At 28.8% G+C, this 25,245-nt stretch carries 21 protein-coding genes and 1 tRNA gene; 10 read left to right on the top strand and 12 right to left on the bottom strand.

From position 1 onward, the window contains the following. Positions 1-199: 199 nt before the first annotated feature. Complete coding sequence (locus HBE96_RS06505) at positions 200-841, bottom strand: DUF5105 domain-containing protein (protein WP_169296947.1); 642 nt, start codon at positions 839-841, stop codon at positions 200-202. Positions 842-1,165: 324 nt separating this feature from the next. Between HBE96_RS06505 and HBE96_RS06500 the strand changes: the two genes are divergently transcribed. Beyond that, the gene (locus HBE96_RS06500) at positions 1,166-1,705 is read left to right on the top strand and encodes a DUF1256 domain-containing protein (protein WP_169296946.1); all 540 of its coding nucleotides are present in this window, start codon (positions 1,166-1,168) and stop codon (positions 1,703-1,705) included. Between the two features lie 36 nt (positions 1,706-1,741). Here HBE96_RS06500 and add read toward each other — a convergent pair whose 3' ends face one another. From add to HBE96_RS06480, 4 genes are all read right to left on the bottom strand, one after another. Next, the gene (add, locus tag HBE96_RS06495; RefSeq protein WP_169296945.1) at positions 1,742-2,767 is read right to left on the bottom strand and encodes an adenosine deaminase; all 1,026 of its coding nucleotides are present in this window, start codon (positions 2,765-2,767) and stop codon (positions 1,742-1,744) included. Positions 2,768-2,854: 87 nt separating this feature from the next. Continuing rightward, positions 2,855-2,945, bottom strand: a tRNA-Ser gene (locus HBE96_RS06490). 220 nt (positions 2,946-3,165) lie between these two features. Continuing rightward, positions 3,166-3,753 carry a thiamine phosphate synthase gene (locus HBE96_RS06485; RefSeq protein WP_169296944.1) on the bottom strand — a complete coding sequence of 196 codons (588 nt, stop codon included), beginning with the start codon at positions 3,751-3,753 and terminating at the stop codon, positions 3,166-3,168. Positions 3,754-3,925: 172 nt separating this feature from the next. Further along, complete coding sequence (locus HBE96_RS06480) at positions 3,926-4,930, bottom strand: asparaginase (RefSeq protein ID WP_169296943.1); 1,005 nt, start codon at positions 4,928-4,930, stop codon at positions 3,926-3,928. 332 nt (positions 4,931-5,262) lie between these two features. Between HBE96_RS06480 and HBE96_RS06475 the strand changes: the two genes are divergently transcribed. Together HBE96_RS06475 and HBE96_RS06470 are read left to right on the top strand one after the other, a co-directional pair. Continuing rightward, positions 5,263-6,576, top strand: a complete 1,314-nt coding sequence (locus HBE96_RS06475; RefSeq protein WP_169296942.1) for a M48 family metallopeptidase — start codon at positions 5,263-5,265, stop codon at positions 6,574-6,576. Between the two features lie 146 nt (positions 6,577-6,722). Next, positions 6,723-7,418 carry a metallophosphoesterase family protein gene (locus tag HBE96_RS06470; protein WP_169296941.1) on the top strand — a complete coding sequence of 232 codons (696 nt, stop codon included), beginning with the start codon at positions 6,723-6,725 and terminating at the stop codon, positions 7,416-7,418. Between the two features lie 50 nt (positions 7,419-7,468). Here HBE96_RS06470 and HBE96_RS06465 read toward each other — a convergent pair whose 3' ends face one another. The 3 genes from HBE96_RS06465 to HBE96_RS26215 are packed head-to-tail and all read right to left on the bottom strand — an operon-like array spanning position 7,469 to position 11,019. Next, positions 7,469-8,590 carry a DegT/DnrJ/EryC1/StrS family aminotransferase gene (locus tag HBE96_RS06465; RefSeq protein ID WP_169296940.1) on the bottom strand — a complete coding sequence of 374 codons (1,122 nt, stop codon included), beginning with the start codon at positions 8,588-8,590 and terminating at the stop codon, positions 7,469-7,471. 23 nt (positions 8,591-8,613) lie between these two features. Further along, positions 8,614-9,792 carry a DegT/DnrJ/EryC1/StrS family aminotransferase gene (locus tag HBE96_RS06460; protein ID WP_169296939.1) on the bottom strand — a complete coding sequence of 393 codons (1,179 nt, stop codon included), beginning with the start codon at positions 9,790-9,792 and terminating at the stop codon, positions 8,614-8,616. 27 nt (positions 9,793-9,819) lie between these two features. Further along, on the bottom strand, positions 9,820-11,019 hold the full coding sequence (locus tag HBE96_RS26215) for a MerR family transcriptional regulator (RefSeq protein ID WP_169296938.1): 1,200 nt from the start codon (positions 11,017-11,019) through the stop codon (positions 9,820-9,822). A gap of 249 nt (positions 11,020-11,268) precedes the next feature. Between HBE96_RS26215 and HBE96_RS06450 the strand changes: the two genes are divergently transcribed. From HBE96_RS06450 to HBE96_RS06435, 4 genes are all read left to right on the top strand, one after another. Next, on the top strand, positions 11,269-11,439 hold the full coding sequence (locus HBE96_RS06450; RefSeq protein WP_169296937.1) for a hypothetical protein: 171 nt from the start codon (positions 11,269-11,271) through the stop codon (positions 11,437-11,439). A 225-nt stretch (positions 11,440-11,664) separates the two neighbouring features. Continuing rightward, positions 11,665-12,213 carry a GNAT family N-acetyltransferase gene (locus tag HBE96_RS06445; protein ID WP_169296936.1) on the top strand — a complete coding sequence of 183 codons (549 nt, stop codon included), beginning with the start codon at positions 11,665-11,667 and terminating at the stop codon, positions 12,211-12,213. A 173-nt stretch (positions 12,214-12,386) separates the two neighbouring features. Further along, positions 12,387-12,548, top strand: coding sequence for a Spo0E family sporulation regulatory protein-aspartic acid phosphatase (locus tag HBE96_RS06440; RefSeq protein WP_342590159.1), 162 nt, complete (start codon positions 12,387-12,389; stop codon positions 12,546-12,548). 734 nt (positions 12,549-13,282) lie between these two features. Next, positions 13,283-14,620 carry a nucleobase:cation symporter-2 family protein gene (locus tag HBE96_RS06435; protein ID WP_169296934.1) on the top strand — a complete coding sequence of 446 codons (1,338 nt, stop codon included), beginning with the start codon at positions 13,283-13,285 and terminating at the stop codon, positions 14,618-14,620. A 160-nt stretch (positions 14,621-14,780) separates the two neighbouring features. On the opposite strand, the gene HBE96_RS06430 is transcribed toward HBE96_RS06435, so the two are convergent. From HBE96_RS06430 to HBE96_RS06420, 3 genes are all read right to left on the bottom strand, one after another. Further along, positions 14,781-15,371, bottom strand: coding sequence for a TetR/AcrR family transcriptional regulator (locus HBE96_RS06430; RefSeq protein WP_169296933.1), 591 nt, complete (start codon positions 15,369-15,371; stop codon positions 14,781-14,783). A 90-nt stretch (positions 15,372-15,461) separates the two neighbouring features. After that, positions 15,462-17,174: an adenine deaminase gene (gene ade, locus HBE96_RS06425; protein ID WP_169296932.1), complete on the bottom strand. Its 1,713-nt coding sequence runs from the start codon at positions 17,172-17,174 to the stop codon at positions 15,462-15,464. Between the two features lie 329 nt (positions 17,175-17,503). After that, entirely contained in the window at positions 17,504-18,928 is a 1,425-nt protein-coding gene (locus HBE96_RS06420; RefSeq protein ID WP_169296931.1) for an NCS2 family permease, read from the bottom strand. A gap of 739 nt (positions 18,929-19,667) precedes the next feature. Between HBE96_RS06420 and HBE96_RS06415 the strand changes: the two genes are divergently transcribed. After that, a complete protein-coding gene (locus tag HBE96_RS06415; protein WP_169296930.1) occupies positions 19,668-21,086 on the top strand; it encodes an amino acid permease in 1,419 nt (472 codons plus the stop codon). Between the two features lie 161 nt (positions 21,087-21,247). Here the strand turns inward: HBE96_RS06415 and HBE96_RS06410 are convergent, their stop codons facing one another. After that, entirely contained in the window at positions 21,248-23,446 is a 2,199-nt protein-coding gene (locus HBE96_RS06410; protein ID WP_169296929.1) for a YhgE/Pip domain-containing protein, read from the bottom strand. 339 nt (positions 23,447-23,785) lie between these two features. Between HBE96_RS06410 and HBE96_RS06405 the strand changes: the two genes are divergently transcribed. Both HBE96_RS06405 and HBE96_RS06400 read left to right on the top strand, forming a co-directional pair. Next, positions 23,786-24,202 (top strand): hypothetical protein, encoded by a 417-nt coding sequence (locus HBE96_RS06405; protein ID WP_169296928.1) that lies wholly within the window; start codon positions 23,786-23,788, stop codon positions 24,200-24,202. Between the two features lie 65 nt (positions 24,203-24,267). After that, complete coding sequence (locus HBE96_RS06400) at positions 24,268-24,954, top strand: response regulator transcription factor (RefSeq protein ID WP_169296927.1); 687 nt, start codon at positions 24,268-24,270, stop codon at positions 24,952-24,954. Positions 24,955-25,245: the final 291 nt, after the last annotated feature.

Here is a 25,245-nt window from a genome sequence, read left to right as displayed (position 1 = left end):
TATTTATATCTCACACTATACACAATCATAATGAACACAAAAACTTATTTGTAACATCATTAAGTAAATCATTACAAATAACAGTATAAATTTTATTGAACTTTCACAATAAAAAATAAGCACTATAAGTGCATTATTATATCCTAATAAATTCTCATAGTGCTTAATCATATCAAACGTAGTTTAAAAAATTATACATTTACTTTTGTCCAGAAACTAATTTAGCTACATCTGAAAAGAATTGACTTTCATTTTCTGGGAGCCAAACTTTATCCTTTATAACAAACTTAAAAGTTTTTTCTTTAGCTTCTCCTGGTTTAGCATTTTTTAATTCTGCTATTATATTTTTGATATATGCATCTGTCACTTTTGTTTTAAGTTCTCTTTCATCTGTTATTCCTGAATTTTCAAATTGTGCAACAGCATTGTTTGCAGCTTTCGTAAAAATTCCTTCTAAATCAAAATAAGTTGATTTTAATTTTACTTCAGCAGTTTTATCACTTTGTGATGCAATTTGTGATGTCACTGTAACCTTTTTAAAGTCATCTATAATTGCCTTATATATTTCATTTACCTGTGCATCTGTAACATTTAAACCTGAAGTTGTAAAAGCACTCTTTATTTCTTTAATGAATTCATCTTTTTCAGCCTTTGCAGCATCATTAATTTCAGTTTGGGATACTCCAATTTTTGATAAACCACTTTGATCTCCTTTAATAGCAAATTCAACCAAAGTTTTTGAAGTTTCATCAGGTGCGACCTTTGGCTTACATCCCATTAGCATTAAAGGAATCATTAGCAAACTCATAAGTATTGCTGCACTTTTTTTCATGTTTTTCATAGTTACCCCCTGTAATTATGTATATATTTTTTTGCTATGCGAATGTACCACATAATGTCTATTTCGTGAATATTTTGCCAACCTTTATATAATCCTCCTAAAATTTTATCATTACTTTAAATAAATAATTTAATTCAGCTAATTTAAAAACCAAAATTGGATTTTATGGTATGTTTTTATGTTAATATATGTATTTGAGTTGTTTAATATAATCATTTTAATTATAGCTTTAAAAAAATATTTAAATACAATTACCAATAACTTAAACATTAATAGGGAAGCATAAGTATTACATTTTAAATTTGTTATACAAGGGTGATATTTATGATTATAGGCAAAGTTAAATTAGCATCCCCTTCTGCTGAAGATGCATTAACTAACATGTTAATAAATAATAATCTAATAAACAAAGATACAGCCATATTATGTTTGGGAACAAATGATTGTATAGAAGATTTAGTTGGACCTCTTACAGGAACTCTTATTGAGGAAAACAAAAAAGATTTAAGTATTAAAGTATACGGAACATTAGATTTTTCAATTAATTCTTTAAATATAAAAAGCAAGTTTCCTCATATAGAAAAGAAAGAAAAACATCTTTTAGCTGTAGATTCTATTTTATCTCTTAAAAATGATGTGGGAATGATATTATTAAAAAATGATGGCATACATCCAGGCGCCGCTTTAGGTAATAATCTGCCTTTAATAGGAGATTGCAGTATCATGTGTAGTGTATCGGAAAAACTCCAATATCTATTACTTAATAAAAAAGTAAGCTTTAATGAAGTTTATAAGTTTTCTAAAGTTATTTGCAGCTCTATAATTAAAGCAAAGTATATATTAGAAAATCATCATAACAATTAAAATAGAGGAGCTTAAAATCGCCTCCTCTAAATATGCTTATAATATTTCTATTGCTTTTCTATATTCTTTTCTCAATATATTTTTGTCATCTTCTGAAGCAAAAGAAGCTTCTATTCCATTCTTTACTACCTTTTTTATATCTTCTAAAGTAAAATTTTGCTCTCTAACTAAATGACCAAACTCATCATTAATAGACACATTAGAAACAGTAATATTATCCGTATTTACTGTTACCATTAATCCTTCATCTAAATATTTTTTTATAGGATGAGTTTTATATGATTTTACTGCTTTTGTATCCACATTGCTTGTTATACACATTTCTAAAGGTATTTGTTTATCCTTTAAGTATTTAACTACTTTTTCATCCTTAAATGCATATACCCCATGTCCTATTCTTTCTGCATGTAAAATCTCAATAGACTTTATTATATTCTTTTCAATGCCTGTCTCACCTGCATGTATTGTACAATGAAAACCATAGTTTTTAGCTAGATCAAAAGCTTCTTTATGAATTTCTGGTGGAAAATCTTGTTCATTACCGGCTAAGTCTACTGCTACTACTCCTTTTCCAATATACTTTTTACCTATTTCAACTAAAAGCTTACTTTTTTCTGGAAATTCATGCCTCATAACACACAAAATTAAATTAGACATAACCCCATATTTTTCTCTTCCATCTGACATAGCTTTAAGTGCGGCTTCTATAACCTCTTCTACTTTAAGTCCTGCTTGCATATGATTGAAAGGTGCAAATCTAATTTCTATATATTTTATATTGTCTTTTGAAACATCTTCTAAAAGTTCACTGGTTATCCTATATATGTTTTCTTTACTTTGCAGAACTTTAATAGGTAATTCAAATTTATCCAAATATTCTTTTAAAGAATTACACTCACTAGAAATTTTTACGTACTTTTCAAATTCATTTAATTTAGTAGTTGGAATTGCTATATTTTGTTTTATAGCAATATCAATTATAGTTTGTGGCCTTACACTTCCGTCTAAATGACAATGAAGTTCAACCTTAGGAAAATTTTTAATCATCTTGCTGTAATCCATTTCACTTCACCTCTATATAACATGATAACACTTATAATAAGCTAATTCTATAAAAAAAACACCCAACTCATAGTTAGGTGTTTCTTATGGCGGAAAGATAGGGATTCGAACCCTAGGTACGGTCACCCGTACGCCGGTTTTCAAGACCGGTGCCTTAAACCAACTCGACCATCTTTCCAAGAACAGTTATAATTATATCAACCACATTAACAAATGTCAACACTTTTTTTATATATTTTTAATATTTTTTTATTTATCTACAACTAATATGAACTTTTATCCTATTTCCACCATATGTAACACACTCTGAAAACACTGTAACTCTTAAGCTTCAATGATTTAGAGTTACTATACTGCTACTAATCGTTAATATCGTCCTGAATAAGTAGTTCTAAGCCTCACCTTATCTTCATAGCTGAAGACATAATTGCAACTCCATAAACTTTAGTATTTAAAACTTTTTTTATGTTATTTTCCTTTATTCCTCCTATGGCTATAACTGGTATAGTAACCTTTTCACATATTTCTTCTAAGAACTCTATTCCTCTTCCCTTTAATCCCAATTTACAATCCGTTTCAAATATATGTCCTGCTATTAAATAATTTGCTCCTAACTTTTCTGCCTCCACTGCTTCTTCTACTTTATGAACAGATACACCTACAACAAGGTTTTCACAAATATTTTCATTTCCTCTTATACTTTTGAAGTTTTGAAAACCTGTATGAAATCCATAAGCATTTACATCCAAAACTGCATTAATATTTCCATTGATAATTAAAGGAATTTTATACTTATCTGTTATAATTTTGATACTTTCACCTAAATGTTTTAAATCCTTATATTCTAAATCTTTTTCCCTTAATATGACACCATCAGCACCCTTAAGAGCACACTTTTCTATTACTTTACATAAATTACTATCTTTATCTATTAGTTTTCTATTTGTAACCACATATATCTTTTTGTTTTCCTTTAAATTAAACAAAAACTCCACCCACCTTCCATTATGACTTATAACAAAATATCTTAAAAATATATTATAACATTAATATGGTAAATATAAAAAACACAAACTCTCTATGAATTTGTGTTTAAATCCTCTAAACTTTCTCTCTACGACGATATTAAAATCAATTTAACTACACTTTTACATACTGTTAAATTAAATGGAATACAGGCTTTATTTCTCCAACACTTTCTCCTATATTATTTAAATTTTTAATTATCTTAAATTTACTCAAAGCTTTTTTTTCATTTTCATCCAACACATTTAAATCTTCAAGACATTGTATAACTGCTGGATACAGCGCTCTACTGGAATTTCCATCTTCTATTTTTAACGCTATACCTAAATCCATTCCTTTTATCCCAATACAATAGACTGCCTCCGCTCCAAATTTACCTATTAACTTACCATGAGTATTTTTTATAAGTTCTGTGCAAAACCCATCAGTACCTGCTATCATCTCTGGCGCATTATTTATAGCCTTAAATACCCTATCAGAAGCATTTTTATAGTCTTCAGACAAATTATCTGGATTGGCTAGCTTAGCAAATCCTAATGCCATATTATACAAAGGGATACCATATACAGGCACTGTACATCCATCTATTCCTATAAATATTTTTTCTTCGTCTATATTACACATCTGAGCTACTATCTTTTTTATCTCCTTTTGAACCACATGTTCTTTTGAATTATAATTATTTATATCATATCCTTTATGAACACACACAGAAAGCATACCTGCATGTTTTCCTGAACAATCAGTATTAGTAGCATTAAGCTTTACATGATTCCATATAAGTTCCTTTTTGTATTTATCACTTAAAGATAGTGTAGTACCGCATAAAAGATCATCTATAGTCAATCCTATTTTTTTCAATATACCTTCTACTACTTTTCTGTGAAATTCCTCTCCATAATGGGATGCACACATTATGGAAATTTCTTCATCTGTAAATTTGAATTTATCTGCTGCACCACTTAAAATTACATTTAAAGTTTGAATTGGTTTTGATGCAGATCGCATGTAAGCAACTTTGTAAGCATCTCCTATAGAATGTAACAATTGTCCTTTACTATTAACTACTGCTATGTCTCCCCTGTGTATGCTTTCAATCAAAGGTCCTCTATTTACATTAACAAGTATTTCTGACATACTCATCTCTCCTAACTTTATTTTATGTTTTAATATTCTTCACCACAAACTATATTCCTTTTAATTTGAAAATCTTTCACATATTGGCAATAATGTTCCTAATATGCTTTTAACTTTGTTTAAAGAAAAGTATTTTCTATGCTAAAATAACAATGAAAATATTTATTCAAATGCAATTTGTTTAATGACAAAGCCTCAAAATTTTAATTAATAATATGCTATTATTTATCATAAATTATAAAGTATAATAAATATTATTAATGAATTCTACCCATTGGTAATACTACAACAGGTAGACATCATATTAAATATATAAAGGCAGGTAAATAAAAATGCAAAGAAAATTAACTCTATCTCTAATAATTGTGACATTGATAGTTGCAATATTTTCAATTTCTGTAAAAATTACAGAAGATAAAAATAATAAAAGATTAGTTCAAGAATATACATATTCTATCAAAGAAGTTAGAAATATCAATACAACCATTGCGCCACCTACAGCAAAAGCCATAGATTATCATAATAAAAGAGTAAATCTATGGATTCTAAATTTAGTAATGAGTTTATTAATCCCTGTAGTTTTTTTAATTTCAGGTTTATCCACTTTTACAAGGGATTATTGTTTAAGCAAAAGCAAAAATTTATTTATAGTTATATTTTTATACTTTATAATATATTCTACAATTACTACACTTATAAATCTTCCACTAGATTATTACAGCAGTTTTACATTAAAACATGATTTTGGACTTTCCAATCAAAGCTTTAACAAATGGCTTATAGATAATTTAAAAAGTTTTATTATTTATACTTTAGTGGGTGCATGTTTTGTTTCCATACCATATTTACTTATAAAAAAGTTTCCAAATTACTGGTGGTTTAACCTGGGATTTCTTTTAATTCCCGTAATTGCTTTTGTAACTTTTATAAGTCCTATGTACATTGATCCTATTTTTAATAAATATGAAAAGATTCAAAATACTAAACTGGAAAGCAAAATATATGAAGAACTTGATAAGGCATCTATTAAAAATTGTAATGTATACCAAGTAAATAAAAGTGTAGACACTAAAGAAATGAATGCTTATATGACAGGAGTATTAAACACAAAACGAATAGTACTTTGGGATACTACTATTAAAAACTTAACAGAAAGAGAAACTCTTGGAGTATTAGCACATGAAATGGGACATTACCTAATGGGGCACGTATGGAAATCTATTGTACTTGGAGGAATCGTAAGTATATTTATTTTTTATCTTGTAGACAAAAGTTCAATGTGGGTTATAAAAAACTCATCTGGAGCTTTGGGATTTACAAAGCTGTATGATATAGCATCTCTTCCTCTTTTAATATTAATGTTAAACATATTCATGTTTATGGCTCAACCTGCAATTAACACCTATACTAGATACACAGAAACAGAGGCAGATAGATTTGAATTAGAACTTACAAAGGATAATGAATCTTCAGCATCTTCTATGATAAAATTACACGAAACTAGCTTAGTACTTCCTTCTCCAGGAATAATATATAAACTGTGGAATTATGATCATCCAACCTTTGAGGAAAGAGTGAAATTTGCTAACAGTTATAAACCTTGGGAGCAAGGAAAACCTCTTAAATACAGTAAATATATTAAGTAGCTTAACATTTCTTCAGTTAGTTGTGCCACATTATTTTTAAACTGTAAAAAATTGAGTTAAATAAGTTTTAGCATTGAAACCATTAAGTTTTTGTTATATCCTAATACTATATTAATTATAAATACGCTTTAACGTAGGAGGAAAAAATGAGAATAGCAGTTATATCAGATATTCATGGTAACATCGAAGCATTAAAAACAGCATTTTGGGACATACAAGAAAAAAATGCAGATACTATAATTTGTTTAGGAGACTTAACAGGTTACGGACCATATCCAAATGAAGTTATAGACTTTGTAAGAGAAAAAAGAATAATAAGTATTTTAGGAAACTATGATGCAGCCGTAATAGAAGAAAAGTTTAATTATATAAGATCTAATGAAGTCAACAAATTTTGTATGCCCTGGGCTGCACATGAGTTAACTTGTGAAAATAAAGAATATTTAAAATCACTTCCTAAAAACTTTATAATTAAATTTGAAAACAAAGAAATAGTTTTTGTTCATGGAAGCAATAGAGATATGAATGAATATTTAAAGGAAAATTCAAAAGAAGCTGAAGAAGCTTTAAAAGAATTTTCTGGAGATATATTAGTATGTGCTCATACCCACATACCTTATGAAAAACACTATGGAAATAAAATCTTATTAAATGATGGAAGCATAGGTAAACCTAAAATAGGAAGACCAAACGGAACTTATATTATTTTAGATTTGCAAAATAATAATTTAAATGTAGAATTCATAGAGTTTGAGTATGATTATGAAAAAACTGCATTAGCTATGGAAGAAAAGGGTATACATTTAAGTTGTATAAACAATATAAGAACTGGACTTGAATAGAGATATAGAAAAATCATATGCAGTGCATATGATTTTTCTTAATTAAAGTTTTATTTACTATAGAATTTCTTTATAGTTTCACATACAAAATCTACTTCTTCTTCCTTTATTTCAGGATAAATAGGAAGTGCAAGTACCTTCTCTGATAACTTTTCAGCAACAGGGAAATCACCTTTCTTATATCCTAAATAATTAAAGCACTTTTGAAGATGAAGAGGTATTGGATAGTAAATACTTGTGCCTATTTCATTTTCTTTTAAGAAGGCTGCAAGTTCATCTCTTTTTTCTGCTAATGTATTAAACGCGTAGTAAACAGGCTTTTGGTTTCCTCTTACTACAGGAGTCTTTATATACTCGCAATCTGCAAGTCTTTCTTTATACCAATTTGCTACAGTTTCTCTTTTCTTTATAGCTTCATCTATATATTTCAACTTAACTAAAAGTATAGATGCTTGCATTGAATCAAGTCTTGAATTATATCCTATATAGTCATAATGATACTTTTTAGATGCACCATGAACTCTGAACATTTTAACTTTATTTGCTAGTTCATCATTATTAGTTACTATCATACCAGCATCACCATAGCCACCTAAAGTTTTAGTTGGGAAGAAGGAAAATACACCTAAATCTCCTATAGTTCCAGAATGTTTATAGTCAGTACCATTTCCTTTCCATCTCATACCAAAAGCTTCAGCAGCATCTTCTAAAACACTTATATTGTGTTTTGAAGCTATATCCATAATTTTATCCATATTAGCCATTTGAGAGAATAGATGTATAGGTATTATACCAACAGTATTTGAAGTTATTTTTTCTTCTATTTTATTTACATCTATATCGAAAGTTTCCTCATCAACATCTACGAATATAGGCTTTGCATTATGCTTTGCAATACAAGATGTTGATGCTAGGAATGTAAATGGTGATGTTATGACTTCTTTTCCATTTTCAAATCCAAGTACATGAGAACCTATTACTAAGGCATCACTACCAGATGCAACACCTATTGCATGCTTTGCTCCAGTATATTTTTTTACAGCTTCTTCTAGCTCTGTAACTTTAGGTCCTAATATAAAACTTCCGCTTTCTACAACGTCAAATATAGCTTTATTAAATTCTTCTTTCTTCTCTGAGTATTCTCTTAAAGAAGTATAAAAATTAACCTTCATAATTTAAAATCCTTTCTTGATCTTTATTTTCTAACCTGTTCTACAGCTTTAATAAACTCTTTAACCACATATTCTGCATCTTCTAATGTAAGAAGAGAATAAAGTGGCAAAGAAATTTCATTTACATATTGTGCATAAGTATTTGGATAATCTTCAATTTTATATCCTAAATTCTTGTAAAGCGTAAACATTGGTAATGGAGTATAGTGAACATTAGTAGCTATGTCAAGTTCAGCTAATTTTTCTATAACTTCATTTCTTTGCTCTTCGCTAAAACCTTTAACACGTAAAAGATATAAATGATAAGAAGTTACAGTATCTCCGTCTCCTTCTGATGGAAGTATAGCCCAATCTTTTTCGCCTAAATATTTACAATAAAGATCAAATATTGCCTTACGTTTTTTTAGCATTTCTTCATATCTTGTTAATTGTACAAGACCAATAGCAGAACCTATATCTGTAAGGTTACATTTAAATCCATCTGTAACTATATCATATTTCCATGCTCCAGCTTTCATTTTTGAAAGAGCATCCTTTGATTGACCATGTAAAGATTCTAATTTAAACTGCTTAAATAAATCTTCGTGTCCTCTAAAATTATTATTTGCAAAAGTTAAAGCACCACCTTCAGCAGTAGTGAAATTCTTTACTGCATGGAAAGAGAATGCGTGAAAATCAGCTTGACTGCCAACCATTTTGCCCTTATATTTTGCACCAAAAGCATGAGCAGAGTCTGAAACGAAAATTATATCCTCACGATTTTTAGCCTTTAAAACTTCACGAACTGCATCATAATCTACAGGTAATCCTCCAATATCTACAGTATAAATAGCTTTTGTTTTTGGAGTTATAGCATCAGCTATTCTATCAATATCTATTAAAAAACTATCTTTTTTAACATCTACAAATGTTGGTCTAATTCCTCTATGAATAGATACACTTGCAGTAGCTGTATAAGTATAAGGAGTAGTTATAACTTCATCTCCTTCTTTTATATCAAATGCCTTTAAAACAAGTTCTAAAGCTGCTGTATCACTGTTTACAGCTAAAGCTTTACCAGTTTGTAAATATTCTGCTACTTTTGTTTCAAATTCAGCAGTTTTAGGTCCTGAAGTAATCCATCCTGATCTTAAAACTTCAGTTACAGCTTTTATTTCTTCTTCTCCTACATCTGGTGGTGAAAATGGTATTTTTTTATTCATAAAATATCAATCCTTTCTTAAATTAAATTATTTTATTCCTTGAAAAAATCCTGTATCTTTTGTTATATAAATTCCTCCTGCTTTTTTTATTTCTTCCTGTAAAAATTTTATAAGAGTTTGAAGCTTATCTTCAGTAAAAATATCTTTTGTATTTCCAGGCATAGAAAATATGTAATCCACAAGAGGAATAGGATCTGTTACAATTAAACTATCTTCATATCTTTTTAGTTTTACCTCTTTAAACCATTTTGAAACCTGCTCAAAGCCATTTTCTAATTGAAAACTTTCTGTTAGGTCCCAGCTTTTAGTAGTTATATTTTCAGAATTAAACTTTGCTACAATTTCCCTCATTTCCTTCATGTGGTTTTTACCAACTGTAGAGGCATAAAATAATCCATTATGTTTTAACACTCTTTTTATTTCTGAAAAAGCCTTTTCTCTATCCGCTACATGATACAACATGTTATTGGCAATAACTACATCAAAAGAAGCATCTTTAAAAGGCAACTTTTGTGCATCAGCTATCTTAAACTTAAATCTTGATGCATTATTTCCTAGATTTTTTTTAGCATCTTTAAGCATTCCATTAGAGAAGTCCGTTAATGTTATATTCCAATTGCATGGAATATCTGAAAAATTCTTTTGCCAAAGGCTTCCATCACCACAACCAACCTCAAGTATGGCGGCATTAGAAGGAACATAAAGGTTGTTAAAAAACCAATTCATCCAGCCCTGTTTATTTGTACTGAATAACTCATGTATTCTAATTCTTGCCCTAAGATTAGAAGCATTTTCATACTGTTCAATCCACTTTTTATCTGTATTTATTACATTTATTATATTAACAAACTTATCCCAATTTAATATATTGTTGTTATCTAACATATGCACAGCTTCATCAATAGCTTTTATAACCATTTGTATATGTTGTATTTTTTCTTCCATTATGGTTTTTTGTATTTCAAGAGGATTTTTCAAATCTTGATCATCAGTATCATATTTTATTATATTGGATATATCGTCTAAAGACAGACCTATAAATTTTAAGGTTAATATTTTCTGCAGTCTTCCAAAATCCTGCTTACTATATAACCTATGACCTAAATTATTATGAAAGCTGGGTTTAAGCAATCCTATCTTATCATAATATCTTAATGTCCTTAAGGTAACTCCTGCCTTCTTTGAAAACTCACCAATAGTAAATAAGTTATTTTCGTTTTGGCACATGTTATCACCTCTACTTAAATTATTTTAACACATTACGTAAGGTAATGGGCAAGAACTTTTTTATAAAAGTAACATTTTTAATTTAAAACAATAATATGGTACTAAGCATAAGAAAAAAACAAAAATTAGTTTATTTAATTTTTAAAATTTAGTAACGGTTAGATATATGAAAAAAGTAGCAAGTCAACTATATAAGCACTGACTAATTATTTTTTTGAATATACCTTAAGAGAATAAGGAGGGTTTAACATGTGTGAAAAATGTAAATGTCATAAACATCATAAGTGTCATAGGCATCATAAAAATCATAGATGCTGCCAAAAATTCCATATAACTGTAAGATGTTGCGAGGAAAAGAAATGTAAATGTCATAAAGAAAAGAAAAGAAGATGCTGTAAAAAAGTAAAACCTGACTGCTAATGTTAAATATAAATTGAGGAGAATCAATATTATTCTCCTCAATTTAATTATATAAAAAATTGACATAGGAATTAGTATTAATTAAAATCAAACTATCAAGTAATTCTTAAGTTCAAATGGAATTTACTTATAAGAATCACTGTCTTTTAAGAAATGGCACTTGCCATATAATTTATAAATGTAAAATTTTAAAAAAATAATTTATATATTGGGGAGATTTTAATAATGAATACAAGTTTAAAAAGTTTATTAAAAGGAAAAAATCTAAGACTAACCTCACTAAATGAAAAAGATATATCATATATGGAAGAGTGGTATAATGATGTAGATTTTCTAAGATTATATGATATGACTACAGCTTTTCCCAAGTCCTCAGCTCAATTATATGAAATGCTGAATGAAAAAAGAAAATCTAATAACAGCTATGTTTTTGCCATAAGAACTTTAGACGAAGATAGATTTATTGGCGTTACAGGTTTTGAAAATATACTTTGGAATAATGGTACAGCAATAGTTTTTATAGGCCTAGGCGATGTGAAAACTAGAGGAAAAGGCTATGGCAAAGAAGCTATGGAAATGACTTTAGAGTTTGGATTTCAAGAGCTTAATTTGCATCGAATTCAACTTGATGTTTTATCCTATAACAAACCTGCTATTACCCTTTACGAAAACCTTGGTTTTAAGAGAGAAGGAGTTTATAGGGAATTTATTCATAGAGATGGAAAAAGATATGATATGTATCTTTACGGTCTTCTAAAAAATGAATTCTATTAAGTCGCATTATGCTTAATTTGTAAAAAAATTGTTAACAACTATTTCCTATTCTCCACTTTACTGTTGATTTCGCTATGCATAAAACATTTACATGTAGTTTTTACATATTTTATTAAAATGTTGAAATATTATCCATATTATATTATAATAGCATATGTCGTTCAAATTATTGTATGGAGATGAAATTTATGAAAGAACAAATCGAATTACTTAGAGAAAGTTTACATAAATTAATGGAAATAAATAGTTGCCTCTATTCAAACGAGGTAGTAAAACTTAGCCAAGAATTAGACAAGCTTATTTACGCATATTACTCACGTGCTGTGGAGATATAATTTTCCATTTTAAATTATTATCTCTGCATGCAGTTCCCTTAACTGGGAAACTCTTCATAAATTAGTACAGCATGTAGTATGCTATTTACTGTACACTCATATTCTATTTTTCAACAAATCACCTTAATATACACACTTTTCAATATATAGATATTCTATAAAACTTCATAAGTGTACGTAATTTCTATTGTATAGTTCATTATATGAATATCCAACTTGAAAATCTTAGCTTTGTTATAGAACTAAAATTAAACTTTAGTTTTAATCGAAGTAATGTAAGCTTTAATTATAGTGTTATATGTCTATAACCTTAACTTTAGCATTTCTTCTATTAAATATCCTCTAAATTTCATAGACAGTAAAAAAGCAACAATATTGTAAACGTTTTAATTAATGCAATTTTATAACATGAAAAACATTTTGTCAACCTTATAAAATTTCAGCAATTACTTTCCTGTTAAAAATATATCTAATTTTTTTTTATGAAAACTAACAAAATTTTATTTTTTGTGAATTTTTTTAACATTATGATATTGACAAATACAAGCTAATATTATTTAATAATATTAACTAACTAGTTAGTCATATTTTAAAAACTTTATTTCACTTTAAAGACATTTCACAACTTTAATTTTAAGCATATAATAAAAATTTACTTTTATTATATTGTTAGTGTACATAATTATTTCACAACTTATTACATTAATACAAAAATTTTATGGGGGGTGTTACAAATGTCAGAAAAAACTGTCAAGAATGTTGACAAAATAAACGAAGTTCTTCCAATTCCTAAACTTTTTACTTTAGGTCTTCAACATGTACTAGCAATGTATGCAGGTGCTGTAGCTGTGCCAATAATAATTGGTGGAGCTGTTGGCTTAACTCCACAGCAACTAGAACTTTTGGTAGCCGCTGATCTATTTACTTGTGGTATTGCAACTTTAATTCAGTCAATAGGTATAGGTCCACATATTGGTATTAAGTTGCCCGCTATTTTAGGTTGTACCTTTGCAGCCGTTGGTCCTCTAATTATTATTGGTAAAAATTTTGGAATGCCGACCGCCTATGGCTCCATAATTATATCAGCAATACTGGTTGTTTTAATTGCTCCTTTGTATGGAAAAATATTAAGATTCTTTCCTACCGTTGTAACTGGTACAGTTGTTACTATGATCGGTCTTTCCTTAGTTAACGTTGGAGTTACAAGCATTGGCGGCGGTTCAGGTGCTAAAGATTTTGGAAGCATGTCTAATCTTTTACTTGCATCATTTGTAATGATTGTAGTTATACTGTCTAATAAGTTTTTTAAGGGATTTTTTCAAGCTATTTCAGTTTTAAATGGTATTATTTTAGGAACAATAGTTGCAGCTTTTATGCATAAGGTTGATTTTTCAATAGTTGCAAGTGCAAAATGGGTAAATTTTGTTCATCCATTTAACTTTGGATTTCCTAAATTTGAAATTGGTTCAGCAATTATGATGAGTTTCGTTATGCTTACAGTAATGATTGAATCAACAGGTACTTATCTTGGTGTTGCTAGGGTTTGTGAAAAAAAACTTTCTGAAGATGATATAGTTCGCGGTCTTAGGGCTGAAGGAATTGCATCAATTTTGGGTGGTATTTTTAACTCTTTTCCTTACACAACATTCAATCAAAATTTAGGATTGTTGGCCTTAAGCAGAGTAAAAAGTCGTTTTGTTGTAGTAACTTCTGGAATTATTCTAATATTTCTTGGCTTAATTCCTAAATTTGCGGCTATAGCTACAATTATTCCTCAACCTGTCATAGGTGGTGCTACAACTATAATGTTTGCAATGGTTGCAGTAGCTGGCATACAAATGCTTGCAAGTGTAGATTTTGATAAAAACTCAAATATGCTAGTTGTTGCTTGTTCCATTGGTATAGGTCTTGGAATAACTGCTGTTCCTACTTTACTTGATCATACTCCACAAATTTTTAGATCAATTTTTAGTAGTGGTATAGTTTCTTCATCTGTGGTTGCAGTAATTCTTAATGCATTTTTAAATCACGGAGATAATACTGTTCACAGCGATGTAAACGTTCCCGAGTAATTTCTATAAAGAATTTAAGTTATCTATAAATATATATTTTATTCTTAACTTAATAAAAATAAAAAAATAAAGTTGCTGACATTTAGTATTGGTCAGCAACTTCATTTTTTAATTAAAAATAATTTTTAATAGCATTTTCATTTATTGCTTTTATCTGTATCTACTTTTCTGTTTTTAAATACTTCTCAAACATAATCTTTTCAGCAATATCAAAATACTCTTCCAAATCAAATTTTCCTTCATCAATAAGATACTGAAATGATGCACCTAACATGATTGATACCATTATAAATGGTATCATATCATTATATTTTTTATCTAAATCATCTTTAAATTCACTTTTATTTAAAACTTCACTAATATTACTTCGCCATATGTTAAAAGTATTTTGAAACTTACTTCTTATTTCATCATTTGCTGTACCTTGAACCCAATAATCAACTTGTATAGATTCAGCTTCTTTATTATTAAGAATTTCATCTTTTTTTTGCTCAAAAAAACCTCTTATATTTTCAGCAGTACTTTTATTTTTTAAATCAATATACTTTGTACGTCTACTAGAAAACTGTTCTTGAATACTATCTAAAATAGCTATCATTATATCGTTTTTAGTTGCAAAATGATAATGTAAATTAGCCTGGCTCATATTAGCTTCTTTAGCAATCATATGCATACGAGTACCACTTATTTTTTCCTGGGATACTACTTTAATTGCTGCATTAAGTATATTTTTTTCTATATCTTTCCCCATATTATACCTCTCTTCTAATAACAACTACATCTTAATTATAGATAAATTATTTACATAGAATACTTATTCTGTGTAAGGCTTGTATTAATTTCAATTATTGTCTACAAATAAGTCTATGAACTTAAAATTATAATAATCAAATAAACCTTTTGTGGTTATCTTAATATCTGGCATTACTGGCAATGCCATAAAACCAAGTGTTAAAAATGGATCTATTTCCTTCTTAATTCCAAACTTTCTTGTTAAAATGTTCAACTTTGTAATTTTATCAAGAACTACTAATGGATTCTCAGATGTTATAAGCCCTCCTATTGGTAAACTTAAAAATTCCAATAAATCACCATTAGATACAAATGCAATCCCTCCATTATTATGTATAATGCTATTTACTGCAACTTCCATATCTTTATCATTATCACCTATCACAATTATATTATGAGAATCATGAGCAATTGTCTGTGCTATAGCTGCATTTTTAAGACATAATCCTTCAATAAATCCTACAGAATGTCTTCCACTATTTGTATGTCTTTCTATTACTGCTATTTTATTAATAACCTCCTGTACTTCCTCTATACCTTCAACAACACCATTTTTTATTTTCACTTTTCTCTTTTCATTTTTAGTTACCAGTGAACCAGGCTGAACCCTTATTACATTAACAAATTCTCCTTTGCCTGGAATACTAAATAAATCTTCTTTTACATAATCCACATTTATAGATCTTTTACCCTGAACTCTTTCAAATGTATTTTTATCATTACATACTTTTCCGTTTTTAATTACATTTTTTATATTTAGTTTTTTTAAATCTTCAAATACTACTAAATCTGCTTTCATGCCTGGTGCAATAGCACCTCTATCCCTTAAATTATAACAATTAGCTGCATTAAAAGATGCTATAGTATATGCTTTTATAGGTTCCATTCCCTCTTTTATAGCAATTCTTATACAGTTATCTATACTTCCTTCATTTATTAAATCTTCAATATGTCTATCATCAGTACAAAATACGAACCTACTGTAATTTTTATTATTCACTGCTGGCAGTAACTTTTTCAAATCCTTAGCAGCAGATCCTTCCCTAAGCATTACATACATTCCTTTGCTTATCTTTTCTAAAGCTTCTTTATAATCATCACATTCATGATCTGTTTTAATATTTCCGCATAAATAAGCATCTAGTTCTTTGTCTTTAACCTTTGGACAATGCCCATCTATGATTTTCCCATATTTCATGATCATTGCAATTTTTTCTATCATCTCTTCTTTACCAGATATAACTGCATTGACATCCATTACTTCTCCAAGTCCTAAAACCTTTGGATTGTCTATAAGTTTTTCTAAATTCTGTGCTTTGAGTACTGCACCGTTATCTTCGAAGTCTACCGATGGCACACAGGATGGGAGCATAAAAAATGTATCGATCTCACCATTTTTACTATTTTCAATCATAAATTCTATACCTGTTTCTCCTAAAACATTAGCTATCTCATGAGGATCCGCAATAATTGTAGTAACACCTCTTTTTATAACTAAACTCGAAAATATTTCAGGAGTTACCATTGAAGATTCTATATGTACATGAGAATCTATAAATCCTGGTGAAACAAATAAACCACTACAATCAATTTCACAAGTTCCCTGATAATTACCTACTCCTACAATTGTATCCTCATCTATCGCAATATCCTTATTTTCAATAGTTTGAGTAAATACATTTATTATGGAAGCATTTTTTAATACAAGTTCTGCCTTTTTCCTAGACATAGCTATATCAATTTGATTTATTATTCTATTCATTTATTTATTCCCCTTTCAATATCTAGAATTCAAAATACTATCCTCCCTCTTCATTATTGCATTACAAGTAATGGAACATCTCAAAATATCATATTCTGAATGTCTGCTTATAATTTTAGAGGAAGATGCACTTTGCTCTTCCTCTAAAATTATATTAAAATATTGCGTTTTAGGCATATGAAAGAAAATAACAAGTCAAAGATGTTAGTATATTTTGTATCAGACAAAGAAACAGGTTCCGCTGATAGTTGTTCTATCAAAGGGTTCTGTTGATGCAGTATGACGCAAAATATGCTAACATACTGACTTGTTATTTTTTTGAATATGCCCTATTCAAACGGAAGCAGTATAAACCTTAAAATGAACAATACTGCTAATATATATACTATAGGATTAAGTTCTTTATGTCTACCCGTAGCTATTTTTACTATTGGATAAACAATCATAGCAACTGCAATTCCATTAGCTATACTATAACTAAAAGCCATTAATGAAATAGCAAAGAAACAAGGTAGTGCTTCTGTAAAATCATCAAAGTTTATATTTTTAATTACTCCCATCATTAAAGCACCTACTATAATAAGAGCTGGCGCTGTAGCTTGTGAAGGAACTACCCCAACAAGGCCTGAGAAAAATAATGAAAGAATAAATAATACCCCTACTGTTACAGAAGTAAGTCCAGTTCTTCCTCCTGCTGTAACACCAGCAGTTGATTCAACATAAGTGTTAACAGTACTAGTTCCAAAAAACGACCCTGCAGTTGTAGCTATGGCATCACAAATAAGAGCCTTTTTCAATCTTAAAACTTTACCATTTTCATCTACCATTCCCGCCTTTGTAGCAGTTCCAACAAGTGTTCCAATTGTATCAAAAAGATCAACTAAACAAATTGTTATAACTACCATAACAAAGCTTAAAACTGCACCCGCTACAGAAACTCCACCTTTTGAAAATAGTCCTGAAAAATCAAATGCTGCAGAGGTAGGCGCAAGAGAAGGTGGTGCACTAAAAACATGTAAATTTGCAAGAGAAGTAACTTTAAGTGGAATGCCTATAATTGTAGTTAAAACAATTCCTATAAGAATAGAACCTGTAACATTTCTTGACATTAATATACCAATTATTATAACACCCATTATAGTAAGCAATGTTCCTGGCTTTGCAAAGTTTCCAAAACTAACAAGAGTTGCTTGACTTGAAACTATTATACCACCACTTTTTAAACCAATAAGTGCAATAAAAAGTCCAATTCCACCAGACATAGCATATTTTAAGTTTTGAGGTATTGCATCAACAATTTTTTCTCGTATAGATGTAACCGTAATAATTATAAATAATATTCCTGACATTAATACTGCCGAAAGTGCTTGATGCCATGTGAAACCTAATGTTAAACACACTGTATACGTAAAAAATGCATTCAGTCCCATTCCAGGTGCTTGAGCAAAAGGTAAATTGGCGTAAAATCCCATTATGAACGTACCAACAGCAGCAGCTAAACAGGTAGCAACAAATACAGCTGATACCACCGGATCAGTGCCTACATTATACTTAGCAGCTGCATCCCCCAAAACATTTCCTGAATTCATACCTGCTATTCTAAGTACACTTGGATTAACAAATATTATATATGCCATAGTAATAAAAGTAGTGATTCCAGCAAGAATTTCTGTCTTTACATTAGTATTGTTCTCTTTTAACTTAAAAAGTGATTCTAAAAACGACCCCCTCCTGCCTTGAACTTCCTTTTGCATAAATTAACCCCCATTATAAAATTATTTAAAGTTCTTCAAATATAATAGTTTAAAGAACTTCATTTTTAATAATTAATAAGATTTAGGCTCATTTATATTTTTACTATCTACATATTTCTCTTTAATACTTTTGTCATTCCTAGTTTTACTGACCAGTTGATTTAATTTTATTATAATTCTGAATTGTTTATATGTCAATAATTCACAATTAATCGTTTACATTTATTCTCAAGATTATTATATGAAATAAAATATACATATATTATAAATAAAATGTAATCCTGTAAATTGGACAGTAAGTCAGGTTTATTTTAGACAAAATGTTAAAATAAATTTACTATTAACCACTTCTATTAAACCACCTTATTAAATATTAAAAAGTTATCTATGAAGTTCAAATATTTTAAATAAAACACCAAATTTACTGTACTTGCATAAATTTTTCTGATAAGTTTTACTATTTAAAAATTATCGTCAATTCAATATTGAAAGTTGAAATATTTCCTTCTAAAATTGATATATAATTATTCAGATTATTTATTCAATGCAAAATATTACTATTATTTTTGATTTTTTTAATACATAAATTATTATGCTTTGCAAGTAATATGGCGAATTTTGGACCTGTAATTAGCATTCATACCCTCTTCGTCTTAAATATTCCCTATATGAATTTGACGTTTTTAGATATTTTTTTTAATATTAATAATAAGATTAACACTAAAAGGAGGACTTGAAATTGTATTCATTTTTTAAAAAAAAGACTGTAGATTCAATATTGGATAGCAATAAATCTACTTCTTTGGAGAAAACTTTAGGTGCATTTGATGTAACTTTAATGAGCATTGGCGCTGTAATCGGCACTGGTGTTATGGTTTTGACAGGATTAGTTGCATCAAGAGATGCTGGTCCTGCTGTTGTGCTATCATTTATTTGTTCTGCAATTGTATGTATGCTTGTAGCATTATGTTATGCTGAATTCGCATCATCCATACCAACTTCTGGTAGTGCTTATGCTTATGTATACGTATCTTTAGGTGAGATAATTGCTCATCTTGTAGGCTGGTCACTTATAGCAGGTTATACTATGAGTTTATCAGCTGTGGCAGGCGGTTGGGCTGCATACTTCAATGGTTTAATAAATGAACTTGGAATACATATTCCAGGTAAATTTACAACTATCCCAAGTCAAGGAGGAATTATCAATCTTCCATCAATAATTATAGTATTATTAATTACTCTCCTTCTTTCACGAGGAACAAAGGAAAGTAAAAAAATAAATAACTTATTAGTACTTGTAAAAATAGGTGTTATAATTCTATTTCTAGCTGTTGGCGTATTTTACATACATATTGAAAACTACCATCCTTTTATGCCTTTCGGTGCAAAGGGAGTGTTTGCTGGAGCTGCTTCTGTATTCTTTGCTTTTACAGGATTCGATGCTGTATCAACTTCAGCTGAAGAAGTTAAAAATCCTCAAAAAGATTTGCCAATAGGAATTGTTTGTTCATTAATTGCATGTACTATTATATATGTTATGGTATGCTTGGTTTTAACAGGTATTGTACATTACTCAAAATTAAATATTGGTGATGCCATGGCATTTGCATTAAAATATGTAGGACAAGGTTGGGCAGCATTCATTCTTTCTGTTGGTGCTGTTATAGGAATTATGGCCGTCATGTTAGCATATATCTTCGCTGCATCACGCATATTATTTTCAATGAGTCGTGACGGACTACTTCCAAAAGTTTTTGGAAAGGTAGACTCTAAAACTAACGTTCCAATGTTTTCAACACTTATAATAGGATGTATTGGTGCTTTAATATCAGGCTTTGTAGATTTAAAACAGTTAGCAGATGTTTCTAATATGGCCATTATAACAACTTTTATGCTTGTATCTTTATCGGTAATTACCCTTAGGAAGACACATCCAAATTTAAAAAGAAACTTTAAAACACCTTTTGTTCCAGCTCTTCCTATTGCAGCGGTAATTTTTAGCTTATTCTTAATGGCTAATTTATCTAAAGCAACATGGATATACTTTATTTCATGGTTAATACTAGGTTTGTTTGTCTATTTTGCTTATTCAAGAAAGAATAGTTCGCTGCAGAATATCAGCAAACCTAATAATGAACCTTCTAAAAAAGTTAGTTAGTGCACTTAATTTTATAAAAATATGACGTAACTGCAAATAATCTAAGAAACGTTAAGCTGTATTACGACTGATATATGTTATGCCGAAACACTCGCTTCATTTAAGAAATTCTAATGTTTCTTCACAACATATATTAGTCTTCATACAGCTTAACGTTTCTTCTATTCTCCTGCTAACCCACTTTCTTTAAATTGTTTTACAAACTTTTCACTTAACTTATTAGCCTTTTCTTTGAAGAATACTCCAAAGAATACGGAGATAAAAAAGAATATAGATAATATTAATATATTTTTAACCAATGCCTGCATCAGAATTCCGCCCACTGTTTCTCTCATTGCTCCTATAGCATAAGTAAAAGGCATCATAGGATTTATATTCTGAAAGAATTGAGGCATTAATTCTATTGGAAATGTACCTCCTGATGCTGAAACCTGTAATACCATTGCCACCATAGCTAAAGCCTTACCTATATTTCTTAAAACAGATACTAAAGTATAAATAATCATAGTAAATACAATACTTGTATACACTCCTAACATTACATATATAATAGGTGATACAACATAAGTCTTCAAAAGAATTAAATTACCTATAGTTGTAACTAAAGCCTGCATAATTGCAATAGTTACAAAAGTAAAGTACCTTCCAAAAAATTGTTCCCTTGCTCCAAGTTTTACACCATCTTCAAAACTTTTAACTTCTACAGATAATAATGATAGTAATATAAATGCACCTACCCAAAGAGATAATGTAGTATAAAACGGAGACATAGCCGAACCATAGTTAGGTATTGGATAAACTCTATTTTGTTTCAAATCTATAGGGTTTGCTAAAAAATCACTTTCTTTTTTAGCATCTTTTTTTAGAAGTTTAGTAATTTCATTAAACTTCTGATCATCACTAAGCCCTTTTAATTTTTCCGCATTTGAATGTATATCCTGTTGTATTTTAGGGAACTTATCTTTTAGTTCCTTCAATCTATCCACACTTGAACCAGATGCAGTATTTATCCCTCCAATTAAGCTGCTAACTAATGGCATGTTCGTTTGCATATTTTGTAAAATCTTTACTGAATCATCTGATAATCCAGCAAAATTTTTCAAGGATTGATCAACAACTGGAGCAATTTGAGTATCGAAGTTATCAATGATATTACCTAATGCACCTGAAATTTTACCAGCACCTTGCACTGCTGAATTTATGTTCTCAGGCAACACTTGATTACCTTGATCTATAGTATTAATAAGCAAATTTAGAAAGTTTTGCTGATCAGACATTTGATTTCTAACATTTGAAAGATTGTTAATAAAATTTTCTAATACACCATTATTTAAAACATTATTTATTGAATTTAATAAACTTAAAATGTTATCAAGCTTTTTTACTCCATCTGCATATTTATCTCTAACTGTAACTAAAACCTTCCTGTTGGCTCCTGTATCTGATGTTTTTAAATCTTGAAGTCCTTTCAAAAGAGTTTCTGCATTATCTGCTGTATCTTTTACAAGAGATAAATTTGACTTTATAGATGGAGATATAGCTTGTAGAGATTGCTGAGTCTTTGAAATATATCCATTTCCTGTTTGAGCAATACCTAAAGTCTTATTTAATGCATCAGATGTAACAGGTAAATTTTTTTGGACATTTTGCATATACTTTTGAAATTCTACAGATTGAGAATAAAAGTTATCTAAATCTTTACCAACTTGAGGTATGCTATTATCTACATTAACAATAACATCAACAATATTCTTAAGTCCAGGTTTTATTTTATCTAATTCAATTCCAAACTGATTTAAATAAGATAAAATAGTGTCACTTGATGTTTGAATAAAGTTTCTCGTAATTTCCTCTTGTAAATTAGTTGCTCCTTTTTGAGTAATTTTAGGGGCTATGGCATTTCTTTTTTCATTAACTGAATATACCAACTCACTTTTCTTTGGAGTATCCTGAATTACAATAGAAAGAAGATTTTGTGAAAAATCTTTAGGTATAGTTACACTAGCATAATACTTTCCATATTTCACACCATTTTCAGCTTCACTTTCACTAACAAATTTCCATCCTATAGCTTGATTATTTGCTAGCTTTTTTATCACATCATCTCCAACATTTATTTTTACATTTCTAAATTCCGTTCCTTTATCTAAATTAACAACTGCAACTGAAAGTCCTTTTGTATTAGCGTAAGGGTCCCAGCAAGCTTTAATATTAAACCACGAATAAAGTGAAGGCAGTATAGATAGAGCTATAATTATAGCTAATGTAACATAACTTGTTAGTATATTTTTCATGTCCCTTTTATATATTCTGAAAACATTTTTCATATGATTTTTAAATATATCGAAAATATTCCTCATATAATTCATTTTCCTCCTTTTAAATTGTAACCAACTAATTTAACTCTTTTATAACTTATAAAACTATTTTTATAGTTTATGTATTGTTAGCCTTTCTATGAAATATTGCGAAAGAACAAGTTAGCTTAACAATCTGAAAGTCATTTTTTATGTTACAATTTAGCCCTATATTAAATCTATACATATCATTATAAAGTATAAAATGAAATTTAGTAAACATATTAACTAAATATTTTCATAAATTTCACATATGATCGATTAACTTTAAAATGAATTTACAAATTAATCGTTATAATATATTATTAAAAAGACAAAAACTATTCAACAAGGGGATCAAATATGGAAAATTCTTTTAGTAATTCAAATATACGCGGTAAAGAAGAACTAAGCTTTAAAAATATAGAAGAATATGAAACTAACATTATTAATACTATTGAAGATATGATTTCAAAAGATGAAAGAATATGTTTCGCTATTATTGCTGAAAGATCCGACGTAACTCGATTTGTGATACGACAATATCCTGAATTAAGAAATTATATACTAAAAAAAATGGCATATTATAAAGAAATACAAGTTATAAATAAAAAAATAAACAGATCAGTTAGAAATCTTCTTAAAAATAACAGAAAAATAACCTTTATATCACTTATAAATAAATGTAAATTTAGTACAGATACCGTTTATCACAACGAATATATAAAGCAAAAACTTCGTAGTGTTATAATCGAAAATGCAAAAAAAAATTGCACATAAAAAAATTATGCATTGTGTTTTAATCATTGTAATAATTAAATTTTGCTGTAAAAGGAGATATTTTTATGAATCCACTAATTAAAGAACAAATACATATTCTTGTAGTTGACGATGAAGAAAGCATAGTTGAGTTTATAAAGATGGGTTTAGAAGATGAGGGCTTTATTGTACATACTGCTTTTGATGGTTATGAAGCCATTTCTTTAGCAAAGGAACTGAATCCTAACATAATAATATTAGATATAATGCTTCCAGGCATCAATGGCTATGAAGTATGCTCAGAAATAAAGAAATGGATATCAACCTCTATCATTATGCTTACAGCAAAAGATGATATAGATGACCGTGTAAAAGGTTTAGATTTAGGTGCCGATGATTATATGATCAAACCATTTAGCTTTAAAGAATTATTAGCTAGGATAAATGCTAGACTTCGTAACAACACACCTGAATTAAATGACATTATGTCCATTGGTAACTTTTATGTAAATGATAAAGCTCATGAAATATATTTTGAAAATAAACTTTTAGAGTTATCTCCTACAGAATACAATCTATTAAAATACTTGCTTTTTAATAACGGTTTAGTTTTAAGCAAACCTACAATTCTTGAAAAAGTTTGGGGCTTTGATTTTAATGGAGATGTTAATATTGTTGAGGTATATATAAGATATCTTAGAGACAAAATTGGAGATAATGAACATAACATTATACGTACTGTAAGAGGAGTGGGATATAAGGTAGTTATTTAATAAAAAACATTAACTACAGATTATAATATAAGCACATTGCAATGTAAGTAACCGAAGAAACGTTAAGCTGTATTTCGGCTGATATATGTTGTGCAGGAACACTTGCTTCATTAAACTTCACCTTAATTTTTAGGAGGTAAATTATAAAATTAGCAATAATTACATGTACAACTGAAGTTACTAGTTTTGATTTTAATTTTTATGTAGGTATATAGAATAAGCGTTTACTCACATTAGCTAAATTGTTTTCTTATTAGTCTTAGCGAGAAGTTAAGGAAAGCCTTAGAACTT

The sequence above is a fragment of the Clostridium muellerianum genome (assembly GCF_012926525.1).
Lineage (GTDB): Bacteria > Bacillota > Clostridia > Clostridiales > Clostridiaceae > Clostridium_AM > Clostridium_AM muellerianum.
This window is presented reverse-complemented; position numbering and strand designations above follow the sequence as displayed.

Bases quoted from the DNA above. Each gene is read 5' to 3' on its own strand.
- HBE96_RS06505 (WP_169296947.1), bottom strand. From the start codon at position 841: ATGAAAAACATGAAAAAAAGTGCAGCAATACTTATGAGTTTGCTAATG.
- HBE96_RS06500 (WP_169296946.1), top strand. From the start codon at position 1,166: ATGATTATAGGCAAAGTTAAATTAGCATCCCCTTCTGCTGAAGATGCA.
- add (WP_169296945.1), bottom strand. From the start codon at position 2,767: ATGGATTACAGCAAGATGATTAAAAATTTTCCTAAGGTTGAACTTCAT.
- HBE96_RS06480 (WP_169296943.1), bottom strand. From the start codon at position 4,930: ATGTCAGAAATACTTGTTAATGTAAATAGAGGACCTTTGATTGAAAGC.
- HBE96_RS06475 (WP_169296942.1), top strand. From the start codon at position 5,263: ATGCAAAGAAAATTAACTCTATCTCTAATAATTGTGACATTGATAGTT.
- HBE96_RS06470 (WP_169296941.1), top strand. From the start codon at position 6,723: ATGAGAATAGCAGTTATATCAGATATTCATGGTAACATCGAAGCATTA.
- HBE96_RS06465 (WP_169296940.1), bottom strand. From the start codon at position 8,590: ATGAAGGTTAATTTTTATACTTCTTTAAGAGAATACTCAGAGAAGAAA.
- HBE96_RS06460 (WP_169296939.1), bottom strand. From the start codon at position 9,792: ATGAATAAAAAAATACCATTTTCACCACCAGATGTAGGAGAAGAAGAA.
- HBE96_RS26215 (WP_169296938.1), bottom strand. From the start codon at position 11,019: ATGTGCCAAAACGAAAATAACTTATTTACTATTGGTGAGTTTTCAAAG.
- HBE96_RS06450 (WP_169296937.1), top strand. From the start codon at position 11,269: ATGTGTGAAAAATGTAAATGTCATAAACATCATAAGTGTCATAGGCAT.
- HBE96_RS06445 (WP_169296936.1), top strand. From the start codon at position 11,665: ATGAATACAAGTTTAAAAAGTTTATTAAAAGGAAAAAATCTAAGACTA.
- HBE96_RS06440 (WP_342590159.1), top strand. From the start codon at position 12,387: ATGGAGATGAAATTTATGAAAGAACAAATCGAATTACTTAGAGAAAGT.
- HBE96_RS06435 (WP_169296934.1), top strand. From the start codon at position 13,283: ATGTCAGAAAAAACTGTCAAGAATGTTGACAAAATAAACGAAGTTCTT.
- HBE96_RS06430 (WP_169296933.1), bottom strand. From the start codon at position 15,371: ATGGGGAAAGATATAGAAAAAAATATACTTAATGCAGCAATTAAAGTA.
- ade (WP_169296932.1), bottom strand. From the start codon at position 17,174: ATGAATAGAATAATAAATCAAATTGATATAGCTATGTCTAGGAAAAAG.
- HBE96_RS06420 (WP_169296931.1), bottom strand. From the start codon at position 18,928: ATGCAAAAGGAAGTTCAAGGCAGGAGGGGGTCGTTTTTAGAATCACTT.
- HBE96_RS06410 (WP_169296929.1), bottom strand. From the start codon at position 23,446: ATGAGGAATATTTTCGATATATTTAAAAATCATATGAAAAATGTTTTC.
- HBE96_RS06405 (WP_169296928.1), top strand. From the start codon at position 23,786: ATGGAAAATTCTTTTAGTAATTCAAATATACGCGGTAAAGAAGAACTA.
- HBE96_RS06400 (WP_169296927.1), top strand. From the start codon at position 24,268: ATGAATCCACTAATTAAAGAACAAATACATATTCTTGTAGTTGACGAT.